Consider the following 24,664-nt stretch of genomic DNA (forward strand, 5'->3'; position numbering starts at 1 on the left):
TATCGGCTGAATAGGTCAATTTACAAAGATTCTATTTTTGATAATATATTCAAACGATTAGTCTCACATCCGCATCGGGGCTGGAAACAAATCGTAGTGATTAAGTAAGTAACTCGATTATTTTATAAAGTCTTTAGCTTCTTAAATTCAATGTTTTTTGCAAACAAAAAATCCATTATCGATAAAATACTATCATTTTGTGATGGCGTTTTTGATTTAGGATCTGCACCACAAAATTGAAGGAAAAGGTCTATTTCGTCTGGGGTTAACTTTAAGTTTTTGATGTAAAATTGATGATTATAGCTGCTTTTTGCCAAAGCTGTGAATTCAATTTCAGGAATATTTTTTTCAGTTTTCTCTTTCCCTTTTGCGAATAAACCTAAAATCATTCCTCCGATGCGCATAAAATCCATCGGGTTTTCAATGGTTCCTTTGTAAACCCCAAGGATTTTTGGAGTATTGGCAGCTTTTTCTAAAGTTAATTTATCCAGCATTCCTTGTTCATAAGCTTTGTCTGTGCTTAGTCGAACAGAAGACATTTTTGTAATTACTACTTCGTCTAATTGTTCTGGCTTAAGGGTTAATGAAATAATAAGATTGTTTTTTGCTATGGTGTTCTGATCTATTACGATTTTTTTGGTCTCATGGTTTTTTGAAATAAAAATGAGTTCGTCACCCATCTTTACTACTATGGAGAATTCACCAGCAGCGTTAGTAATTGTGGTTTTCTTAGAAATAGTAGTAGCCACTTCAACTTTTTCAACAGGAAAATTTTCATGTAAAACCCTACCGATAATTAATTTTTCAGTTTGGGAAAAGCCAGATTGAACCAGTAAAAAAAACAATAGTAGTAAAAAATATAATTTATTCATTTGCAATAATTTATAGGCAAACATATTCAAATATGTTTTGTGATATTGCGAAATATCTTATAAATTAATGTTAATCAAAAGATAATTTTTTCTTCATTAAAGGGTTAATTGTTTGAATTATCTGAGTTTATTTGTGATTGAAAACCGGATAACTAGATGGAGATAGCGTTTGCCACAATAAACCCGCTCGTCCATGCGTTCTGGAAATTAAATCCACCGGTAATCGCATCTATATTTACAATTTCGCCTGCAAAATATAAATTTTCATGCAATTTACTTTCCATCGTTTTGAAGTTGATTTCCTTTAAATCGATTCCTCCCGCGGTTACAAACTCCTCTTTAAACGTGCTTTTTCCATTCACTTGAAAAGTGCTGTTGGTTAATTGACTTGCTAGATTTTGTAATTGAATTTTAGATAAATCGGCCCATTTCGTTTCAGATTCAATCCCTGATGCTAGAACCAAACTTTCCCATAACCGGTTTGTTAGTTCGAATGGTGATTTTTTAGAAACTGATTTTTTGGCGTGTTCTTGTTTTAACTCTTTTAAGGTTTTTTCGGCAGCTTCGGTATCAATATCATTTAACCAATTTACAAAAATGGTGAACTGATAATTTTTGTCATGCAAGATGCGGGCTCCCCAAGCGGATAATTTCAAAATCGCAGGGCCGCTCATTCCCCAATGTGTGATTAGCAAGGGTCCTGTTGAGGTGAGTTTGGTATCTTTTACTTTTACGGTAACATGAGCAGTAACGCCTGGCAATTCTTTTATTCTCGGGTCTTTTATATTAAAAGTGAATAAAGAGGGGACTGGACTGACAATAGCATGTCCGAAATTGTGCAGCATTTGCCATACTTTAGGATTGCTGCCCGTGGACAGAATTAATTTTTCGGAAAGATAGTTTTCACTTTGGGTTTCTATTTTCCATAGATTGTCTTTCTTAAAAATGGATTGCACGCTTTGTCCTGTCAGAACGGCAATTCCCAATTTTTGTGTTGTTTTCAGGAAACAATCGATGATAGTTTGTGATGAATTTGAAACTGGAAACATGCGTCCGTCGGCTTCAATTTTTAGTTCTACCCCATGTTTCTCAAACCATTCAATTGTATCGCCAGAACAAAACTGATGAAAAGGGCCTCGTAATTCTTTTTCGCCACGCGGATAAAACTTCACCAATTCATTAGGTTCAAAACAAGCGTGCGTCACGTTGCATCTTCCACCACCGGAAATACGAACTTTGTTTAGTACTTCTGTACCACGTTCCAGAATGGCTACTTTTAATTTCGGATTTTTCTCCACAATATTAATTGCCGTAAAAAATCCTGCTGCGCCACCGCCTACTATTATTATGTCGAAATTTTGATTCATATTCTATTTGGGAAATCAGTGATGATTCCGTTTACATTGAATGCTTTTATTTTTTGAATGTCTTCTGTTTCATTGATTGTCCAAGGGAAAACCTGCAATCCCTTTTCTTGTATTTGTGCCGTATTTTCCTTTGTCAATAAATGAAAATGAGGGTGAACGGATTTTGCCTGAATAAATTTAGCGAAAGCCAGCGCTAAATCTAAATTTGTTTCTGTTAAAACGCCAATTGGAATTTTATCATTCAAAAATGCCACTTGTTGCAAGGCATTCCAATCAAAACTGGAAACTAAAAAACGGTCGTATTTCCATCCTTTTTTAGCAACATATTTTTCAATGAGCGAAACAACTTTCTCCGCTGCATCATAGTTTTTTAGTTCAATATTGATAAAACAATCTTGGTTTACTAAGTCAATTACTTCTTTGAGTGTTGGAATTTCGTGTTTGTCGTCAATTCGAAAAGCCCTCAATTCGCGCAAAGATAGTTTATTTACAAAACCTTTCCCATTGGTCGTTCGGTCAACCGTTTCATCATGGATAACCACTAATTCCCCATCAGCACTCACATGTACATCGAGTTCAATTCCATCCACTTGCATGTCTAATGCTTTTTGGAAGGAAATGAATGTGTTCTCCGGCTCATAGCCTTTAGCGCCTCGATGACCAATCTTTTTCATGGGATGTTTTTTCATTACAAAAAAAGAACAATTTTTTAAGTTAAAGCTTTAAAAACGTTTGTTTTTTTTTATAAAAAATAATGTTTTAATGAAAGAAAAATAGGATATTTACATAAAAATCCAAAAAATATTGTTTTTAAACCAACTTAAACACAGTTATTTATGAAAAAAGCCATTTTGTCGATTCTTTTTATAGGATTATTTCTAGGGACAAGTTTTGCTCAAATTCCAAAATTGGTTACTTCGGTTGAAGGGATAAAAGAATATAATTTGCCAAATGGGCTTAGAATTCTTTTGATTCCTGATGCAGCACAATCTAATGTAATTGTAAACATTGTTTATAATGTAGGTTCAAGACACGAGGGATATGGTGAAACCGGAATGGCCCATTTATTGGAGCACATGTTGTTCAAACGTTCGTCAAAATTTAGTGAAATTAAAAAAGCGATTGCCGATAAAGGGGCAATAGCCAATGGGACAACTTGGAGTGACAGAACAAATTACTATGAAATTCTTCCTGCGACTGACGATAACTTAAATTGGGCTTTAGAAATGGAAGCGGACAGAATGGTAACCTCTTCTATTTTGCAATCGGATTTGGATACTGAATTTTCGGTGGTTAGAAATGAGTTTGAAATAGGGGAGAACTCTCCTTCAGGTGTTCTGGAGGAAAGGATTATTTCATCTGCTTTTTTATGGCATAATTACGGGAATTCAACTATAGGAAGTAAGGAGGATATTGAAAGAGTTAGGGCATCTTCTCTTAAAAAGTTCTACAAAAAATATTATCAACCCAATAATGCGATACTAATTGTCGGAGGGAAATTTGATGAAAAGAAAACATTAGGTTTGATTTCAAAATATTTTGCGATTATCCCGAAATTAAAACAAATTATAGAACCAACTTATACTGTTGAACCAGCACAAGATGGGGAGCGTTTTGTTGAGTTAAAAAGAAACGGCGATATTCAGTATGTTGCAATGGCATATCATACCCCTAGTTTTTCGGACAAAGAATTTGCGGCAAACAATGCTTTGATTTCAATTCTTTCAAATAATCCTTCCGGTGCTTTATATAAAGCTTTGGTTGAAACAAAACTTGCCACCAGTGTTTATGGCTATACCAGAACGTTACGAGATCCTGGTTTTAGTTATTTTCAATGTGAAATTCCGAAAGACAAGGATTTGACAACAGCTCAAAATGTTTTTCTTCAGACGATGAATACCGTTCCAAAAATGATTTTCACCGAAGATGATTTAAAAAGAGCTAAAAACGAATTGTTGAAACAATTTGAAAACACCTACAATAAAACCATTAATTTAAGTATTGCATTGACAGAAGATATTGGTGCCGGAGATTGGCGTTTATTCTTTATTGATAGAGATAATGTTGAAAAATTGACACTTGTAGACATTCAAAATGTTGCCAAAAAATATTATATACAAAGCAACAGGACTTGGGGAAGATTCATACCTGAAAATAATACAGAACGTGTAAAAGTAAGCGATACTCCTGATATTGCAGCGCTGACAAAAACATATAAAGGTAAAACTTTAGAGGTGAATAAGGCGACTTTTGAAACTTCGGTCGACAATATTTTGAAAGCGGTAGAAATAGGAAAGTTAGTTTCAGGAGGAAAATATGCCTTGCTTGAAAAACCTTCAAAAGGAAATAAAATTGAAGCTCGAATAATGCTTCGGGTAGGAAATGAGAAAGCACTGGAAGGGAAAAGTCTAATAGCTGACTTAACTGCCAAAATGCTTAAATTAGGCACAAAAACAAGAAGTAAAAGTGATATTAATGACCAGTTAGATCAATATAAAATTAATTTGAGTTTACAGGCAACGGTAGATAGGATGTATCTGAGAATGAGTACTGATAAAGAAAATTTAAATAAAGCTTTAATTCTTGTTGATGATATTTTAAGGAATCCATTATTTGATGCTTCTGAATTTGAAAAGATGAAATTAGAAACTAAAAGTGCGTTGGAGTCCTCCAAAAATGAACCACAATCACTAGCTAGTGAAGCTGTTGAAAAAGAAACGGCATTGTATCCTAAATCGCATCCCTATTATTCAAAAACAGTTGATGAAGAATTAGCGGAATTAAGTAAAATTACACTAAATGACGTGAAAAAATATTACGAAGATTTCTATAACGGAAATAATAGTATCATTTCATTTGTAGGTGGGATCGATAAAAAAAGTATCAAAGAATTTATGCCTAAAACTTTGGATAATTGGAACCCAAAAGAGCTTTATTCAAGAATTGCAACTCAATATTTTGATGTAAAATCGTTGGAAAAAACCATTCAGGTCAATGATAAAACCAATGCTGCTGTTATTGGGAAAATCAATTTGAATATTGGTATGAATGAGCCGGATTATCCGGCTGTTGATATGGCAAATGAATTGCTTGGAGGTGGTTTCCTTTCTTCCAGAATACCACAAAGGTTGCGGGAAGCGGAGGGGATGAGTTATGGTGCGGGCTCTTTTGTTTCAGGAAGTGGTATTGACAAGACGGGTAGTTGGGGCATTTACGCCTTCTTCAATCCCTTGTTTAAAGATAAATTAGACCATGCTTTGAAAGATGAAATTCAGAAAGCATTGGATAAAGGGTTTACAAAAGTGGAGTTCGACGCTTCGTTAAAATCTTGGTTGCAACAACGACAAACGATGCTTGGGACAGATGAATTTTTAGTGCGACAATTAAGAGAATATTTAGATCAGAATAAAACCTTTAGTGATTATAAAGATTACGAAAACAAAGTAAAGGCGTTGGATGTAGAAAAAGTGAATGCAGCTTTGAGGAAATATTTTGATATGAAAAAGTTAGTACTAATTTACGCAGGAGATTTTACCAAAAAATAAGATTTGTTTTTCATAAAAAAAGAAGTTGTGTGAAATTTTACACAACTTCTTTTTTTATAAAAACTCCGAGAGTTACTGATTTTCAATTAACAATAATGAAAAATTAGTGTCAAATGAAACCTTTCCATCAGAAACAATTCCTGTTTTTCCCGAATATCCATCTCTTACTTTAATACCATCTTTAAAAACGGAACCGACGGTAATTTCTTTTTTACCAATCGGCAAATCCAGTCCAATGACTACAGAATCTGAATAATCCCCTTTTGTAAAAGTTCTGCTAAAAGTATACGGCCCGGCAGAAAGTTGTTTGTGAATTCCTGCTCCAACACAAGGATGGTTTCTTCTGAATTGGCCTAATTTTTGCCAATGCAGTACTGTTTTTTGTGTTTCAGGATTCGTCTTAATAGCGTCCCAGTTCATAAATGAACGCAGCGTAGCATCTCCTTGAGTTCCCTCAACTGCCAGAGAGCGATCGGACTCATCTCCATAATATACTTGTGAAAGTCCGGGACTCAACAACAATTTTGTAGCCGCCTCTTTGCTTTTGGTACGTTTTGCATCAAAAGGGCTACTATCATCGTGTGACGATAAATAGTTTAAAACACTGAATCCTTTTAGTTCACCGTTCAATGCGTTTGAATATTTAGAGAATATAAATTCATAGTCTTTTTGAGCATCCCATTTGAATTCGAAATTGATCATGTTATTGAATCCATTTTTGTAATAGTTTACTTTTTTGTCACCAAAATCAAAAATTTGTCCGGCGCTGATGCCATAGTTATACACTTCAGCAATGGTATAAAAAGAATTACTGTCCAATGCTTTTGCAGGGTTGTTTTTCTTCCAGGTTTCAAAAGCATAGTTGCATTGTGATTTGAAATCAGCCCAAACGGTTTCGTCAGTGTGTTTTACGGTATCGCCTCTATAACCGTCAATGCCATAATCAGTAATATAATCCGTCAGCCATTTAATAATATAGTATTTTGGGGCTCTTGGATATCCTGTACGGGCAAAAAACGCATCCAATTCTTTAATTTCTTGTTCGTAACGGCCTTCTTTTTTCCATTTTTCGATTAAAAATGGAGGTAAATCCACATTTTGATTGCGCTCTGTTTTTACATCCGGAAGATTCGCTACTAAAGTACAGGCGGTAGTGTTTGCGAAGGATTTATAATCGCAGGCTGGTCCGGTTCTTACCCACTCATTTGGCCAAACTGTATCGATTGGGGTTACTGGTCCGGTATGATTGATGACACCGTCAAGAATAATTCTGATTCCGTGTGCATGCGCTTTTTCTACTAAGGCAGCCAAATCTTCTTTTGTGCCAAAATTAGGATCTAAGTTCGTCCAATCTCTGGCCCAATACCCATGAAAACCGTAACTTAAACCCGTTCCTTCATCTACACCATCGTGAATTTGTTCCACTATCGGTGTAAACCAAATGGCATTGATTCCCAGTTTGTCAAAATAGCCTTCGTCAATTTTTTTTGAAATTCCTTTGATGTCACCACCTTCAAATCCACGAAGTTTTCCTGGTGTTTTGGTTCTGTTGAATGCAACATCATTTGAGGGGTCTCCATTATTAAAACGATCGGTCATTAGAAAATAGACATTGGCCCCTTCCCAAACAAATTGGGTTTTATTTTTGTTACGCTCAGAAACCCTTTTTGCAGTGGTGCAACTCGTTAAAATAGCCGTACTTATTAGTGAAAATAGAATTAAATATTTTTTCATTTATTTGAATTTTAATGATTGGTTATTTGTTTCATTGCTTTTGAAAAAAGCACAGACTGTTTCACAAAGATTTGTTTAGTATTTAAATCTTCGAACTTTTTTAATGCCGATAATGAAATTTTTATTTCAATTCTAAAATCAAAACCGATTTAGGTTCAATTATTATTTCGTTTGTAATATTGAATGTTAATTCAGAAATCACATCCTTACCCGTTTTAAAATCTTTGATGTTTTCTTTAAAACGGTGCGTGTTTATGGTATGGGTTTCATTGCTGTTGTTTATTAAAACCATAACACTTTCATCCGTATGGTGTCTAAAATAAACATACACATTGTTTTCCGGGATATAGTGTGTCATTTTTCCAAAATGAATAACCGGCTTTGTTTTTCTCCAATTAAATAATTTTGAGGTATAATCAAAATATTCACTTTGTCCCGGAGTTCTTCCTTCTTTTATAAAAGCGTTATTCTCATCACCTTGCCAACCACCCGGAAAATCTTGACGAATATCAGCATCACCCTTGCCCTTGTCACCAGTCATGCCAATTTCACTACCGTAATACAATTGTGGAATTCCGCGAACCGTTGCAATCAAAGCCATTGCCATTTTGTATTTTCTGATATCATTCCCGTAAGTCTCATTAAAACGATTGGTATCATGATTTTCAACAAAAATCAGCATATTATTGGTATTTGGATAGAGAAAGTCATTGGTAAAATTGTCATACAATTTTATCATTCCTTTGTCCCAAGAACCGTCGTCTTCATTGAATACTTTAGCGGTTGCCTCAAATAATGTAAAATCCATCACCGTTGGTAAATTGGAATTGTAACCTTGTATTTTACTTATTGGGCTGTCTTTTTGCCAATACGATATTTGTGCTTGACTTTGCATCCAGACTTCACCTACAATATTAAAATTTGGATATTCATCAGTAACCGATTTGGTCCATTTAGCAATTCCATTTGGATCGGAGTAATTATAAGTGTCCACTCTAAATCCGTCCAGGTCAGCATATTCAATCCACCAAATAGCATTTTGAATCAAGTATTTTAAAGCCAAAGGATTCGATAAGTTTAAATCCGGCATCGATGGGGCGAACCAACCATTCAGGCATGTTACTGTATCAATTTTAGACGCGTGGGTGTCGTTAATAACGGTTCTTTTGTGGTTGGTTTGGGTGTAATGTTCAAACTGGTTGATCCATTCTCGTGTGGGCAGATCTTTCATCATCCAATGTTCAATTCCCCAATGATTGGTCACATAATCCATTACCAATTTCATGTTTTTCTTATGCATTTCAGAAGACAATCGTACATAATCTTCATTTGTCCCGTAACGGGGATCTATTTTATAGACATCAGATTGACCATAAGTATGATATGAAAAAGCAGCATCATTGTCTTCACAAAGTGGTGTGCTCCATATCGTTGTTGCTCCAAGTGAAGCAATGTAATCTAGGTTTTTTATAATCCCTTCAATGTCTCCACCGTGTCTTCCTCCGGGTAAAGCACGGTTGGATTTTTCTGTGGTTGCGTCTTCACTATCGTTGTTCCTGTTTCCATTTGCAAAACGATCCGGCATCAACAAGTACATCATGTCAGAAGCATCATAGCTTTTGCGTTGAGCCGAATGATCCCTCCTTTTCTTTAAAGCATATTTTTGAGTGAACGATTCTTTATTGTTATTTCTGAAAGTAAAAACTAAATCAGATACCAATACTTTTTTTGTATCAATGGTGACAAATATGTAGTTGGGATTCTCTGTCCTTTTAACATTTGTGATTTTTATTGCATCGGATACTGAAACTTGATATTGTGCAATATTTTTACCATAAAACAGAATTTGTAATTCTGGATTTTTCATGCCAGCATACCAAAAAGGTGGTTCGACTCTTTGAATTTGAGCGTTTAATGATAAAGACATAAAAAGAAGGAATAAGGTTATTTTTTTTAGAAAGCTCCTATTAATGAAGGGTAATGTACCGATTTTATTCATTATTAAATTGTATTTCATTGACATTAAATTTACAACAACGGAAAAACTGGATTTTAGAAACCCTTATCAATTAAACAATCCCAATGTTTATTGGGATTGTTTTGTAAGCCGAGGCTTAAGGCAATGATAGAGTAACTACAAGTTCTAACAATTGTCTTTTATACTGTAACTGCATTTTCAGCGCTAACAACTACATTCTTGCCATTCACTATTATCGCTAATTCTTTGCTGCCGTTTATTGAAAAGATTGTTTCCTTATGATTAATGTCCACTTTCAGAATTTGATTTCTAAAGTTGATTTTAAAGGAATATCCGTTCCATTCTTTTGGGATTTTTGGAGAAAAATGAAGTTGGTCTTCTTTAATTCTCATTCCGCCAAAACCTTCTACGATACTCATCCAAGTTCCTGCCATGGATGTAATATGGCAACCTTCTTCCACTTCCTTATTATAATCATCTAAATCAAGACGCGAGGTTCTCAGATAGAACATATACGCCATATCCATTTTGTCCAATAAAGCGGCTTGAATGGAGTGTACACAAGGAGAAAGTGAACTTTCATGAACCGTAAAGGATTCGTAAAATTCAAAATTATTTTTTAGTTCTTCTTTGGAAAAATGATCTTCGAAGAAATAGAAACACTGTAAGACATCGGCTTGTTTGATATAGGGCGAACGCAAAATTCTGTCCCAGGACCATTTTTGATTGATTGGTCTTTGGCTTTTGTCTAAATCAGCTACTCGTACTAATTCTTTGTCTAAGAAACCGTCTTGTTGTAAGTAAATATTATGCTCTTCAGAAAAAGGGAAGTACATATTATCCGAGACTTTTTTCCAGGACTGTAATTCAGCATCCGAAATTTTTACTTTTTCGGTAATTCTTTTGTGATCCGAAGGATATTCTAGGGATACTTTCTGAATTTGTTCATGGGTATATTCCAAACACCATTTTGCAATATAATTGGTGTAGAAATTATTGTTTACGTTGTTTTCATATTCATTCGGACCCGTAACTCCAAGAAGCACATATTGGTTTAAATGAGTCGAGAAGTTGGCTCTTTGATGCCAAAAACGAGCAATTCCTATTAGTACTTCCAGTCCTTTTTCAGGAATATAACTGTAATCGCCTGTGTATCTGTAAAAGTTATAAATGGCAAATGCAATGGCTCCGTTTCTATGAATTTCTTCAAAGGTAATTTCCCATTCGTTGTGACATTCCTCGCCATTCATTGTTACCATTGGATACAAAGCAGCGCCGTTGGTAAATCCTAATTTGGCAGCGTTTTCAATGGCTTTATCCAATTGATTGTAGCGGTAGGTCAACAAATTTCTCGCCACTTCCTGATCTTTGGTTGCCATATAAAAAGGAATACAATAGGCTTCAGTATCCCAATACGTGGATCCTCCGTATTTTTCACCTGTAAACCCTTTTGGTCCGATATTCAATCGGCTGTCTTTTCCTAAATAGGTTTGATTTAATTGAAAAATATTGAACCGAATTCCTTGTTGTGCTTTTACATCGCCATCAATTGTAATATCTGACATTTTCCAAATTTTTGCCCAGGCATCAATTTGATCTTGTAGCATTTCGTTGTATCCTTTTGCTAATGCTGATTGGATTACTTTTTCGGCAGCGGTAACAGTGTTTTCATGATTCAGTGAGACCGTATAACCACCAATTTTCTGGATAGATGATTTTTGACCCTGAGCCACAATAACATCGTAACTAAATTGAATTTTATTTGAATTCGCATCAATATTTGAAGGAGAAATGGCAGTTTTTTCACCATTGTATAAAATGCTGTTCTGCATAAAGGTGGTTACCTTAAAGTGCGTTTTAAAGGTTTGAGCGGTAACAAAAGCTTCATTTCCTGATTTTTTTATATCAAGAGGTTCCCAGAATTTTTCTTCCCAGTTCGCGTCTTCATTGGTTACACCAGCGTCGATATACGGTTTGTAAATTATTTTTGAGTCTTTGTTTAGAGGGATGATTTCGTAATTGATAACCCCAACTTCATCTAGAATTAGCGAAAGAAAACGACGGATATTTACGGAAATTTCAGTTCCGTTTTTCAAAGTAGCTTCAAAAGAACGATTGTACCAACCTTCTTTCATGTTCAGTTCACGACGAAAGTTTTTGACTTGTGAACAGGTATTCAAATCCAATTTTTCTCCGTTGATTTCGATATCAATTCCAATCCAGTTTGGAGCATTCAAAACCTTGGCAAAATATTCTGGATAACCGTTTTTCCACCAGCCCACTTTAGTTTTATCCGGATAATAGATTCCTGCAATATAACTTCCCTGGAAGGTTTCTCCAGTATAATTTTCTTCAAAGTTAGCACGTTGCCCCATCGCCCCGTTGCCAATGCTGAACAGACTTTCAGATGATTTCACACACTCTCTGTCAAATCCTTCTTCTATGATAGACCAATTGTCTGGTTTTATATAATCTTGGTTCATTTCTTTCCTTTTGTTAAAGTTTAAAAAGTGTAAGGTTGAGAAGTTTAGAATTGCTGGGCTTTACCACAGTTTATCCAATCTCATGCTTTTTTTACTCTGTCTTTTTTATTTTTTAATTAAATCTTCTATGAAGTTCGTGTCTATTGCTGTAAAATCTTTAAATATGTATTTTGCTTCATGTAGGATAGCCTCTTCGCCAATTCCTATACTGGTCATTTTTCCAATATTAGCCGCCTGCACCCCTGCAACTGAATCTTCAAAAACAATAGCGTCTTGTGGATTAATATGCAATAATTTAGCTGCAATCAGAAAAACTTCTGGATCTGGTTTCGCATTCATAACATCATTTCCATCTACAATAACATCAAAATAGTCTAGTATTCCTGTCTTATCTAGAATTGGTCTGGCATTTTTGCTGGCGGAACCCAAAGCAATGGGTTGGCCTTTTTCTTTTAGGAATTTCAAAACTCGAAAGACACCCGGAAGAATTTCACTCTCGTTCATGTCAACCAAATAGGATAAATAATCCTCATTTTTTTGAACCAACCATTTGTCCTTGTCTTCCTGAGAGGCTTCCACCTTTCCTAATTCTAATATAATATCCAAAGAACGAACGCGGCTGACTCCCTTTAATAATTCGTTATGTTCCAGTGTAAAATCAATATTTAATTCATTTGCGATTTTTTGCCAAGCTAAATAATGGTATTTTGCTGTGTCTACAATCACACCATCAAGGTCAAATATGAATGCTTTTTTATTATTCATGAATTTCAATTTTTGTTCTGTTGTTTACTCTAAGTGTAAGTAAACCGGCAAAGATCATGGATACTCCGCCAATTAATAATGCGTAAATAGGTTCATTTTGAAAAAATTGCTTGACAACAAAACCAAGGATCGTTGCAGCGACAATTTGAGGAATAACTACAAAAAAGTTGAAAACTCCCATGTAATATCCCATTTTTGCAGCGGGTAGTGCGCCTGATAGCATAGCGTAAGGCATTGATAAAATGCTTGCCCATGCGATACCGACTCCTATCATTGGAAGTAGCAATAAATATTTGTCTCCAATAAAATAAATGGAAAGCAGACCCAAACCACCGGAGCACAATGCCAGTAAATGTGTGGATCGGATTCCTACTTTTTTTGCAATTACAGGCAATAGAAAAGCGACAGCAGCGGCCACTCCATTATAAACGGTGAAAAGTACTGATACCCAGTCAGCAGCGTCATTGTATATTTTTGAAGTTGTATCAGTTGTTCCAAAAATATGTTGCGTAACTGCCTGAGTCGTGTAGATCCACATGGAGAAAAGCGCAAACCAGGAAAAGAATTGAACCCAAGCCAATTTTTTCATCGTGGCAGGCATGTTTAGTAAATCGGTCATGATGATAGTGAACCCATTTTTTATCTGAACTTTTCTAAGCGAGGAAGTAATCATGAATAAAATGCCAATGACAATTAATCCGACAAATAAAATATACAGTTCTTTACTAAGCCCTTTTCCAAAAATTACAAATGAAATAACGCTTCCCAATGCGGTCATCAGGAATCCTAAAGTAAATTGTCTTTTGATATTAGCCTTCGCTTCTAACGCCGTTTCAATTGGAGCTGCATCTTTGGTGTCTTTATCTTTTTGTTCAAAAGCCTGTAATTCTTCTGGAGAATATTCAGTAGATTTAAAAATAGTCCACAATACAGCCAATAGAAAAACAATTCCTCCTATATAGAAAGACCATTTTACAGAGTCAGGTATGATTCCTGCCGCCGCGGTATTGCTCACGCCAAAAACATTGGTGAAGAGGTAAGGGAGTAAAGATCCAACAACGGCACCCAGTCCGATGAAAAAACTCTGCATCGCAAAACCTAAAGTACGCTGATTTTCGGGTAAATTATCGCCGACAAATGCACGGAAAGGTTCCATAGAAATGTTGATAGAGGCATCCATCATCCATAATGTTCCTGCGGCGATCCATAATGATGGTGAATTGGGCATTATAAATAAAGCCAGAGATGATAGAATAGCACCTACCAGAAAATAAGGTCTGCGTCTGCCTAATTTTGTCCAGGTTCTATCACTGAAATAACCAATTATCGGTTGAATGATCAGACCCGTTACAGGAGCTGCAATCCATAAAATAGGGATTTCATCGACTTTTGCGCCTAATGTTTCAAAAATTCTTGAAGTATTTGCGTTTTGCAGTGCAAAACCAAATTGTATTCCCAGGAAACCGAAACTCATGTTCCAAATTTGCCAGAAACTTAATTTACGCTTTTCCATTATCGTAATTTAATTATTATACGATAAGCGCTTTGCTTATCAAAACTTATCTTATTTTCGAAGTAAAAGTAAAAGCTTTGAGGGGTAAATATAAAAATTTATTTCAATGTTTTACTTTTTAAAAACAAATAAACAGAAATAATGTTTACTACAAGGTTGTAGTAATGAATTAATTAGATAATGTTATTTGTTAATTGGTAGATTCTCTTTCGATTAAATGGGTTTCAATTACTTCTGTTTTATAATTTTCTTCTTCTTCATCGTCATGTTCTGCTTCTAATCTTTCGATGAGCATTTTTGCTGCTTTATTTCCCATTTTTATTCCGCTTTGACTTACCGTTGTGATGGTTGGTGTAGAGTATTTAGAAATGATTCCGTCTGTAAAAGCAATTACCGCCAAATCTTTAGGGACACTTAGCCCTATTTTATTAGCAGTTTTAATTATGGTTACTGCAAAAAGTTCGTTGACTGCAAATACGGCATCAATGGCCTTGTCTTCCAGCAATCTTCCAATTGTAATTTCGCAGGTGTCTACATTTTCAATTTTTATGATTAAGTTCTCATCAAATGGTATGTCATTGTCTAAGAGGGCTTTTATGTAGCCGTCAGTTCGAAGTTTGCCGACGCTTACATAATCAACAGTGGTAACAAGAGCGATTTTTTTTCTTCCTTTATCAATTAAACTTTGAACTGCTTCGTAAGCGGCAAGTTTGTCGTCTATGATTACTTTGTCACAAAGAATTTCATTGGTAACCCTGTCAAACATTACAACAGGCATTCCTTGATCGATAACTTCCGTAATATGATGAAAATCCCCCTTGAATTGCGTTTCTTTTGAAAGAGACATGATGAATCCATCGATGCTTCCATTGGCAAGCATTTCCATGTTAAGTACTTCTTTATCAAACGAATCGTCCGACAAACAGATGATGACGCTGTACCCGTTTTCGTTTGCAACCTGTTCTATTCCATTAATCACTGTTGAAAAGAAATGGTGCACTATTTCCGGAATGATAATCCCAATAGTTTTTGTTTTTCTGTTTTTTAAACTGAGGGCAATATTGTTGGGTTTGTAGTGGTAAAATTTGGCAAACGCCTGAACTTTTAGTCTCGTTTCCTCACCTATTTCAGGACTGTTTCTAAGCGATTTTGAAACTGTTGAAATGGATACGTCAAGCTCTTTTGCAATTTGTTTAAGGGTGACCTTTCTTTTCATGGTAATAATGTTCTGCTATTCAATTCGTAATAAAGGTAAGATTATTTTTTATTTATTGTAATTTTTTTCGCAAATGTCAATATAAAATACAAAGTTTTCAACACTACCACGTTTTCGTAAGTCAATTAAAAAGTGCCTCTGTCGGAGGTGTTAATATTTACTTAATTTTGAAATTCGAAGTAAAATTAAAACTTAAAAAACAACCAAAATTCAAATTAATTTAAACAAAAAGTATGAAAGCAATTTATAAAAAGTTGTTATTTTTATTACTGTTACTCCCTTTTAGTATTCTTGCTCAGAATACTATTAATGGTGTTGTTCTTGACAAAGCGTCAGGACAGCCAATTCCGGGAGTAAATGTAAATGTACAAGGTGCCACAAATGGTGTTTCAACAGATTTTGATGGTAAATATCAGTTATCAAATGTTAAGAAAGGCGATAAAGTCGTATTTTCTTTTATTGGGTACAAAAATACTGTTGTAAATTTTGATTCTCAAAAAATAGTAAGTGTTTCTTTGGAAGAAGATGCAAATCAACTGAAGGAAGTTGTAGTGCAAGTGGGTTATGGTACCGTTAAAAAGAAAGATGCAACAGGTGCGGTGACTGTATTGACAGCGAAAGATTTTAATAAAGGGCCGGTTACGTCTGCGGATCAGATGATTCAAGGTAAAGTAGCGGGTTTGCAGATTATTAACGGTGGCGGTTCTCCAGGAGAGGGTGCTACTATAAGAATCAGAAGCGGATCTTCATTATCCGCTAATAATGACCCCTTATATGTTATTGATGGCGTTCCGGTTGCGGCTGGAGGCGTAGAAGGCGGTAAAAATCCATTGGCGACAATCAATCAAAATAATATCGAATCGATTTCAGTATTGAAAGATGCTTCGGCAACTGCTATTTACGGTTCCCGTGCTTCGAATGGGGTAATTATTATTACTACCAAAAAAGGAAAAGCAGGCGAGATGCAAGTGAGTTACAATGGAACGCTTCAAGTGTCTAAAATCACTGATAAAGTAGATGCTTTGACGCCTACTCAATTCAGAGATTTTATTACCGCTCATGGTTCGCCAGCGCAACAAGCCTTAGTTGGCGCTGCTAATACAGATTGGCAAAACGAAATTTTCAGAACTGCTATTGGTACAGATCATAATATTGCTTTAAGCGGCGGATCTGACAATGTGGTTTACAGAGCTTCTGTCGGATATGCTAATTTGAATGGGATCTTGAAAAGAGACAACATGCAAAGAACGACTTTAGGTGTTGGTGTTACAGGAAATTTCTTGGACAAACATTTAAAAATAGAATTAAATAACAATACCTCGTTAATAAAAAGTAATTACAGCAACAGTGGTGCAATTGGATCTGCAATTAGCTTTGACCCAACGCAAGTTGTGAAAAATCCTGATGGAACTTATTTTCAATGGTATACTTCACCTACAGAAATTAATCAGTTAGCAAATAGAAATCCGCTGTCTTTAATAGAACAACAAAATAGTTTTGGTAATTCTTACAGAAGTATTGGAAACATACAAACGGAATATAAAATGCATTTCCTACCTGAATTGAAAGCAGTAGCTAACTTTGGTTACGATCAAATAAGCGGTACAGGTAATGGAGGTACTAATGCAGATTATCTTAATGGTCTTCCCGGTTCTGGTTACAATAACACCTATAATAATACTGAAGCCAGAAATAATAAATTAATGGATTTGTTTTTAAACTACAATAAAAAAGTAGCATCTATTAATACGCAGTTTGATGTGACAGGTGGGTATTCTTATCAAGATTTTAGAGATTCAAAACATAAATCATCTTATAATTTTGAAAATAACAAAACGACTGAAGAGTTGTTTACTCCTACACGTATCAACTTGCAGTCTTTTTTTGCCAGAACAAACGTTACTATTGCGGATAAATACTTATTGACTTTATCGTACAGACGTGATGGAACTTCAAGATATACTGAAGCAAACCGTTGGGCAAATTTCCCGGCAGTTGCGGTGGCTTGGAAATTGAATGAAGAAAATTTCTTGAAAGATGTTACCAGTATTTCTTCTTTGAAAATTAGAGGAGGCTGGGGTATAACAGGTCAACAAGATATTGGTGTAAGTTATCCTTCTATTCCTTTGTATTTAGCTTCGAATAGCACTGCGCAATATCAAATTGGAAATACATTTTACACGACTTACAGGCCACAGCCTTATAACAGTAACTTAAAATGGGAGCAAACTACAACTGTTAATGCAGGACTTGACTATGGTTTGTTTAACAATAGAATCAGTGGTAGTGTTGATTTATACAAAAGAACTACTGAGGATTTATTATTGTATACACAAAATCCATCTTTCTTTGGATTCTCAAACTATGACAATTATAACGTAGGAACAATTGATAATAAAGGTATTGAATTAGCTGCTGAAGTTATACCGGTACGTACAGATGATTTGGAATGGAGAATCGGTGGGAATGTTACTTTTCAAGATTCTAAAATCACTAAATTAACTACAACTCAACCAAATACTCCTGGTATTAACGTGGGCGGTTATGATGGTGCAACTGGAAACACAATTCAAAATCATCAGGTAGGGTATGCGCCAAGTTCATTTTATGTATATGAGCAAGCATACGGAGCCGATGGCAAACCAATTGATGGGGTTTATATTGATAGAAATAAAGACGGAATCATAACTGAGCAGGATAAATACCGTTTTCATAAACCAGCTGCTGACGTTTTTTACGGTTTGAACACAAGTGTAACTTATAAAAACTTTGATATGGGAATGAGCTGGAGAGGATCTTGGGGTAATTTTAATTACAACAACGTAGATTCTAATAAAGGTTCTTATCAAAATATTTTATTAAGAGAAACCGATTTGTCTAATGGAGTTGCTAATATCTTAGAAACAGGATTTACTACTCAGGATACTAAAAGATATGAATCTGACTACTACATTCAAGATGCTTCTTTTATTAGATTAGACAATGTGAGTGTAGGGTATACTTTTAATCAAAAAGCAAATTCCAGTTCACTAGTAAAATTAACATTAGCGGCTCAAAACGTTTTGATTATTACTAAATATAGTGGATTAGACCCGGAAATTTCTGGAGGTATAGACAAAAATTTATATCCTAGACCAATTACTTTCACGTTAGGTTTAAACGTTAATTTCTAATACAAATAACAAGAAAAATGAAAAAGACACAAATAAGATTATTGGGTATTTCTTTGTTACTGTTGGTGATGTTGTTCCCATCGTGTACAAGTGATTTAAACCAAGCTCCAGATTCTGGTGATGCCGTTACTGGTGACCAGTTTTTCAGTACACCCGAATCCTACAAGCAAAATCTAGCTAAATTATACGCAGGGTTTGCTACCTCGGGACAGTCAGGCCCGTCGGGGACTCCAGATATTTCTGGAATTGACGAAGGAGAAAGTCAATACATTAGAGGATATTGGTTGTTGCAGGAATTAACTACTGATGAAGCAGTTATTGCTTGGAATGACGGAACAATAAAAGACCTTCATTCTCAAACATGGACTTCTTTGGATCGTTTTGTAACGGCTGTTTTTGCTCGTTACTCTTTTCAAATTGTAAACTGCAACGAGTTTTTACGTCAAACTACTGATGAAAAATTAACAGGGAGAGGAGTAGATGCCACTTTGAAAGGTGAAATCGCAACTTATAGAGCAGAAGCTCGTTTTTTAAGAGCCATGACGTATTGGCATTTAATTGATATGTTTGGTGGTGGTTCTTTGGTTACTGAAGATTCTCCCAGTACTTTCTTTTATCCAGAGTATGCTACAAGAGCAGAATTATACAAATTTGTTGATGATGAGTTGACTGCAATTACTCCATTATTAAAAACGCCAAAATCAAATGAGGCGTATCGCGTGGATCAAGCTGCGGCCTGGATGTTACAAGCAAAATTATATATGAATGCAAAAGTATATATCGGTACTGATAACTATGCTGCTGCTGTTCCTTTAATTGCAAAAATTACAGGATCAACGTATTCATTGCACACAAATTATAACCAATTGTTTTTTGCGGATAATGATAAAAATGGAGCTCAAAACGAATTCATATTTGCAATTGCTTTTGATGGTCTTCATACACAAACCTATGGCGGCACCACTTTCTTAACTCATGCACCTGTTGGAGGTAGTATGAATGCTGCAAGTTTTGGAATCAATGGTGGTTGGGGTGGTATTAGAACTACGGCAGCTTTTGTTGATAAGTTTGATGCAAACACTACGGATACGCGTGGACAATTTTATACAGCTGGTCAAACCAAAGAAATCAAAAATATTGGTTCTTTTACAGATGGTTATGCGATACAAAAGTTTAGAAATGTAGATAAAAATGGCGTTCAAGGTTCAGATAAAGCAGGTAATTTCTCTGATTCAGATTTCCCGGTTTTCCGTTTGGCAGATGCTTATTTAATGTATGCTGAATGTGCTGTAAGAGGTGCAGGAGGAAGCTTAGGGACTGCGACTACTTATGTTAATGCATTGCGAACTAGAGCAAAAGGAGCAACAGTAAGTCAAGGAGATTTAACCTTAAATTTTATTCTTGATGAAAGAGCTAGAGAGTTGCATTGGGAGGGACATAGAAGAACGGATTTAATTCGTTTCGGAAAATTCTCTGGTGGTAGTTATTTATGGCCTTGGAAAGGAAATGTTGCTGGAGGATCTCCAACACAATCATATAGAGATTTATTCCCTATTCCTGCTACGGCTTTAGCTTCAAACAGTAAGTTACAACAAAATCCTGGATACTAATAATTTATAAAAAAATAATAAAAATGAAAAATATAACTAAATCAATAATTGCTTTATTCGCAGTAGTTGCTTTGTCTTGTAGCGTAGAAGATGTTCAGGACAGACCCGTTATTGAGGGAGTTGATGCTCCCGTATTAACTGCTCCAACCGCTGGTGCAGCTTATGTGCTAACACCTGCAAATGCAGCCGTGCAAGCAGAACGTTTTACATGGAAATCAGCAAATTTCGGTGGAGATGTTCAAATTACTTATGTAGTTGAAATGGACAAAAAAGGAAATGCATTTAAAACCCCGCAATCTGCAGGTTCTGTGATTTCTGAAAATCAGGTTTCTGTAACTGTAGAACAATTAAATAATGCTGCTTTATTATTAAAAGCAACTCCTTTTGCTCCGAGCGAATTTGAAGTTAGAATAAAATCAAGTGCCGGAAGTTTGGCTCCAATGTATTCTAATGTAATTGGAATTGTTGTAACTCCTTACACTACTGAAAATCCTAAATTATGGGTTCCTGGGGGTTATGCAGCAGCTTCGGGATATCCTAAGGATTGGGATCCTGCAACATCTCCACAGCTTTCTGCTTCTGGATATGGTAAAGTAGATTTTGAAGGATATGTTAATTTTAATGATGCTAATGCAGAATATAAATTTACAAGTTTCCCGGAATGGAAAGGGGAGTTTGGAGTTGGTACTACTGTAGGAACATTGGATCCTAAAGGCGCTAATCTTAAAATTCCTGCTGCGGGTTATTACAGATTAGAGGTTGATACTGAAAAATTAACTTACAAAGCTACTGCAACTAACTGGGGAATCATCGGTAGTGCAACTGCAGGAGATTGGAATAGCAGTACACCAATGACTTACAATAAAACTACAAAACTATGGTCTGTAACTGCAACACTAACAGGAGCGGAATTTAAATTCAGAGCGAATGATGGTTGGAATATTAATCTAGGGAAGCTTAAAACTGCTCCAGATGGTTCTCACTTGGAATATGGTGGCGATAATATTACTGTAACTGCCGGAACTTATACAATTACTTTGGATTTAAGTTCTCCTAGAAATTACAAATACACGATTACAAAAATATAATTTTTTTAAAATTGGAAGGGCTATCTTATGGGTAGCCCTTTTTTTATAAACTTAAATTTAATGAAATAAATGAGATGAAAAAAATTACTTTATTATTTTTATTACTATCAGCTGTTAGTTTTGCGCAATTTACAAGTACCCCATCACCTGCGATCGCCAGTGGATCAGTCACTCTTAATTTTAACAAAACGGGAACGGCATTAGCTGCATATACTGGAACGATATATGCGCATATTGGTTTGACTGTAAATGGAACAAGATGGCAAAATGTTAAAGGGACTTGGGGAAACAATGCAACCCAACCCGCATTAACATTAGTTTCAGGAACTAGTTATAAATTGGACCTTACGCCAGATTTATTTACTTATTTCGGAATTCCAAATACGAGTTCTATTACAGAAATTTGTGTGGTATTAAGAAATGATGCTGGAAGTTTACAAACTGCGGATACTTTTTTTAATGTTGGAGCTTTTCAAGTAAGTTTAACAACGCCAGTGCAAAATAGCGCTACGATTATCGCTTCTGGAGCAAGTTTTACTATTGCCGGAAATAATACAGGCGGAAATGCCAGTTATAACTTAAAAGCAAATGACACAAGTATAAATACAAATTTAAGTACTTCCAGTTATAGCTATACTCATGCCAATATAACAACCAATCAGAATTATGCATTGGAAGTGACACAAGGAAGTACTACTGTTACCAAAAGATTTAGTGTAATAGTTAATCCAGGGACGATCGGTGCAGCAATGCCTGGAGGATTAGTGGACGGAATCAATTATAATGCTGCTGATGCTACAAAAGCCACGCTAGTTCTTGATGCTCCGTTAAAAGATTTTGTATATGTTGCCGGTAGTTTTAATAATTGGCAACCAGATAGTAACTATGTGATGAAAAAAGATGCTGCTTCAGGTAAGTTTTGGTTGGAATTAACCGGATTGACATCGGGTTCAAATTATACCTATCAATATTGGGTTGTCGATGCAACACCTATTGCCGGGACACCCTCTTTGGTCAAAACTGCAGATCCCTATTCTACTTTAGTATTGTCGCCAGATGACGACCCCTATATTCCGGCGGCATCTTATCCGTCTCTTCCGGTATATCCTGCAGGTCAAGAGAGAGAAGTGACTGTTTTACAAACAGGACAAACGGTATATCCCTGGAGTACGGCAACGACTAATTTTGTAAAACCAGAAAAAGAAAAACTGGTGGTTTACGAGCTTTTGGTACGGGATTTTGATGCAGGTAGAAGTTACCAAAGTGTAATTGACAGAATTGATTATTTTAAAAATTTAAAAATAAATGCCATTGAATTATTACCGGTAATGGAATTTGAAGGTAATGAAAGTTGGGGTTATAACACTTCTTTTCATATGGCTCTGGATAAGTTTTACGGGACTTCAAGTAAATTGAAGGAATTGATTGACGTCTGTCATCAAAACGGAATTGCTATAATTTTAGATGTTGCGTTGAACCATGCTTTTGATAGAAATCCCATGGTTAGAATGTGGATGAACGATCCTGACGGAGACGGGTGGGGTTCGCCTTCAACTGAGAATCCTTATTTCAATACGGTTGCAAAACACAGTTATAGTGTAGGGAATGATTTTAATCATGCTTCGGCTTTGACGAAAAACTACGTAAAAAGAGTAGTTAAACAATGGATCCAAGAATATAAAATTGATGGTTTTCGTTGGGATTTAACCAAAGGGTTTACGCAAAATTGTACTGCTAATGATGAAAGTTGTACCAACGGCTATCAGGCAGACAGAGTGGCGATCTTGAAAGACTATGCGGATTATTCCTGGAGTCTGGATCCGACTCATTATACCATTTTTGAGCATTTAGGAACCGATACGGAGGAACAGGAATGGGCAAATTATAGAATTGCGGAAACACCAAGCAAAGGGATAATGATGTGGGGTAAAATGACAGATCCTTACAATCAATTGACTATGGGGTATAATTCTAACAATGATATTTCCAGAATGAACAGTGTCAGCCATGGATTTGCAAAAAACAGAGTGATGGGTTATGCTGAAAGTCATGATGAAGAGCGATTGATGTATAAAAACATTCAGTATGGTGCTAATCTAAACGGATATAATGTAAAAACGCCGGCAACTGCGCTTTCCAGAATGTCAGCTTTAGGAGCAGTTTCTTTATTGGTTCCGGGACCAAAAATGATTTGGCACTTTGGTGAATTAGGATGGGAATATTCTATTTTCACCTGCAATGATGGTACAATTAATGATTCTTCGGCAACCTTATCAGGCGATTGCAAACTGGACAAAAAACCACAGCCACAGTGGGTAAATAATTGGCTGGGGGATGCCGGTAGAAATAAAATCTATACCGATTGGGCCAAAATGATTGCTATGAAAATAAATGAACCAGTGTTTTTAGGAACGGCTACTATGTCAAGTGGTACTTCATTAACGCCAGCTATTAAAATTACCAATAGTGCTTTGGCAGCAACGCAACTTAAGGATGTGCTGATACTGGCTAATTTTGATTTAGCGACTAAAAATGTAGCCACTGGTTTTCCGTACACTGGAACTTGGTACAACCTGATGGATAATTCATCTATAACTGTTACTGATGTTGCTGCGACAATAGCTATTCCAGCCGGTGAGTTCAGAATATATGGGAATAAAGTGGCTGCATTAGCAATTGCAAATTTTGAGAAAAAAGACGGTGTTTATTTATATCCAAATCCTGCGGTGAATTATTTTACTTTAAATACAAATACATCAAAAGTTCAGGTCTTTTCAATTACAGGACAATTGGTAAAAAGTTTTAATACAACTCAGACCGAGGCGTGCCAATATGCTGTCAGCGATTTGAATAAAGGACTTTATATAGTAAAAGCGTATAATGAGGACAACGAAGTTCGGGTTATGAAGTTTTTAAAAATATAGAAAAAATGGTTAAATAAAAAAGCTGTCCTTAATGACAGCTTTTTCGATATTTAAATAAAATCATTCCGCAATTATTTAATCGATTTCTTGTAAAAGCTCACCGTTTGTGCTTTTTTTATTAAGAATAGGTGTTTAATAAATAAGGCTAAATTGAAAAAGCCTTCCAGAAATAACCTTTTTCGCAAAAAAAAACTGTTCCACAAAATGAAACAGTTTTCAACTAGAGGTAAAACTTAAATTTACAACTTCCCTTCTTTTATTTCTTCTACAATTTCAGGATTTAATAAGGTTGTGGTATCTCCAAAATTAGAATAATCTCCTTCGGCTATTTTGCGAAGGATCCTACGCATGATTTTTCCGGAGCGCGTTTTTGGTAAACCGGAAACAAATTGAATT

General features: G+C 35.5%; 14 protein-coding genes. 5 read left to right on the plus strand and 9 right to left on the minus strand.

The features are described 5' to 3' along the window. Positions 1–122: 122 nt before the first annotated feature. From ACNQGH_RS20970 to ACNQGH_RS20980, 3 genes are all read right to left on the minus strand, one after another. A complete protein-coding gene (locus tag ACNQGH_RS20970) occupies positions 123–872 on the minus strand; it encodes a hypothetical protein (protein WP_417957969.1) in 750 nt (249 codons plus the stop codon). A 152-nt stretch (positions 873–1,024) separates the two neighbouring features. After that, positions 1,025–2,239, minus strand: coding sequence for a BaiN/RdsA family NAD(P)/FAD-dependent oxidoreductase (locus ACNQGH_RS20975; protein ID WP_417957970.1), 1,215 nt, complete (start codon positions 2,237–2,239; stop codon positions 1,025–1,027). Further along, the gene (locus ACNQGH_RS20980; RefSeq protein WP_417957971.1) at positions 2,236–2,913 is read right to left on the minus strand and encodes a glycerophosphodiester phosphodiesterase; all 678 of its coding nucleotides are present in this window, start codon (positions 2,911–2,913) and stop codon (positions 2,236–2,238) included. The genes ACNQGH_RS20975 and ACNQGH_RS20980 overlap by 4 nt, the downstream gene beginning before the upstream one ends. Before the next feature lie 162 nt (positions 2,914–3,075). Here ACNQGH_RS20980 and ACNQGH_RS20985 point away from each other — a divergent pair, with 162 nt between their 5' ends. Continuing rightward, on the plus strand, positions 3,076–5,784 hold the full coding sequence (locus ACNQGH_RS20985; protein ID WP_417957972.1) for a M16 family metallopeptidase: 2,709 nt from the start codon (positions 3,076–3,078) through the stop codon (positions 5,782–5,784). A gap of 72 nt (positions 5,785–5,856) precedes the next feature. On the opposite strand, the gene ACNQGH_RS20990 is transcribed toward ACNQGH_RS20985, so the two are convergent. The 6 genes from ACNQGH_RS20990 to ACNQGH_RS21015 all read right to left on the minus strand — a co-directional run bounded on the left by ACNQGH_RS20990 (position 5,857) and on the right by ACNQGH_RS21015 (position 15,473). Further along, a complete protein-coding gene (locus tag ACNQGH_RS20990; RefSeq protein WP_417957973.1) occupies positions 5,857–7,518 on the minus strand; it encodes an alpha-amylase family glycosyl hydrolase in 1,662 nt (553 codons plus the stop codon). Between the two features lie 121 nt (positions 7,519–7,639). Continuing rightward, on the minus strand, positions 7,640–9,445 hold the full coding sequence (locus ACNQGH_RS20995; RefSeq protein WP_417957974.1) for a glycoside hydrolase family 13 protein: 1,806 nt from the start codon (positions 9,443–9,445) through the stop codon (positions 7,640–7,642). Between the two features lie 230 nt (positions 9,446–9,675). Next, entirely contained in the window at positions 9,676–11,979 is a 2,304-nt protein-coding gene (locus tag ACNQGH_RS21000) for a glycoside hydrolase family 65 protein (protein WP_417957975.1), read from the minus strand. Positions 11,980–12,084: 105 nt separating this feature from the next. Further along, positions 12,085–12,744, minus strand: a complete 660-nt coding sequence (gene pgmB / locus ACNQGH_RS21005; RefSeq protein ID WP_417957976.1) for a beta-phosphoglucomutase — start codon at positions 12,742–12,744, stop codon at positions 12,085–12,087. After that, a complete protein-coding gene (locus ACNQGH_RS21010) occupies positions 12,737–14,257 on the minus strand; it encodes an MFS transporter (protein ID WP_417957977.1) in 1,521 nt (506 codons plus the stop codon). The genes pgmB and ACNQGH_RS21010 overlap by 8 nt, the downstream gene beginning before the upstream one ends. A gap of 190 nt (positions 14,258–14,447) precedes the next feature. Beyond that, a complete protein-coding gene (locus ACNQGH_RS21015; protein ID WP_417957978.1) occupies positions 14,448–15,473 on the minus strand; it encodes a LacI family DNA-binding transcriptional regulator in 1,026 nt (341 codons plus the stop codon). Positions 15,474–15,706: 233 nt separating this feature from the next. On the opposite strand from ACNQGH_RS21015, the gene ACNQGH_RS21020 reads away from it, so the two are divergent. The 4 genes from ACNQGH_RS21020 (at position 15,707) to ACNQGH_RS21035 (ending at position 24,268) form a co-directional block, all read left to right on the plus strand. After that, a complete protein-coding gene (locus ACNQGH_RS21020; protein WP_417957979.1) occupies positions 15,707–18,646 on the plus strand; it encodes a SusC/RagA family TonB-linked outer membrane protein in 2,940 nt (979 codons plus the stop codon). Positions 18,647–18,663: 17 nt separating this feature from the next. After that, positions 18,664–20,256 (plus strand): RagB/SusD family nutrient uptake outer membrane protein, encoded by a 1,593-nt coding sequence (locus ACNQGH_RS21025; RefSeq protein WP_417957980.1) that lies wholly within the window; start codon positions 18,664–18,666, stop codon positions 20,254–20,256. Between the two features lie 23 nt (positions 20,257–20,279). After that, positions 20,280–21,344 carry a SusE domain-containing protein gene (locus ACNQGH_RS21030; RefSeq protein WP_417957981.1) on the plus strand — a complete coding sequence of 355 codons (1,065 nt, stop codon included), beginning with the start codon at positions 20,280–20,282 and terminating at the stop codon, positions 21,342–21,344. A 74-nt stretch (positions 21,345–21,418) separates the two neighbouring features. Continuing rightward, entirely contained in the window at positions 21,419–24,268 is a 2,850-nt protein-coding gene (locus ACNQGH_RS21035) for an alpha-amylase family glycosyl hydrolase (protein WP_417957982.1), read from the plus strand. Positions 24,269–24,664 lie beyond the last annotated feature (396 nt).

The organism is Flavobacterium kochi, from assembly GCF_048286715.1.
Lineage (GTDB): Bacteria > Bacteroidota > Bacteroidia > Flavobacteriales > Flavobacteriaceae > Flavobacterium.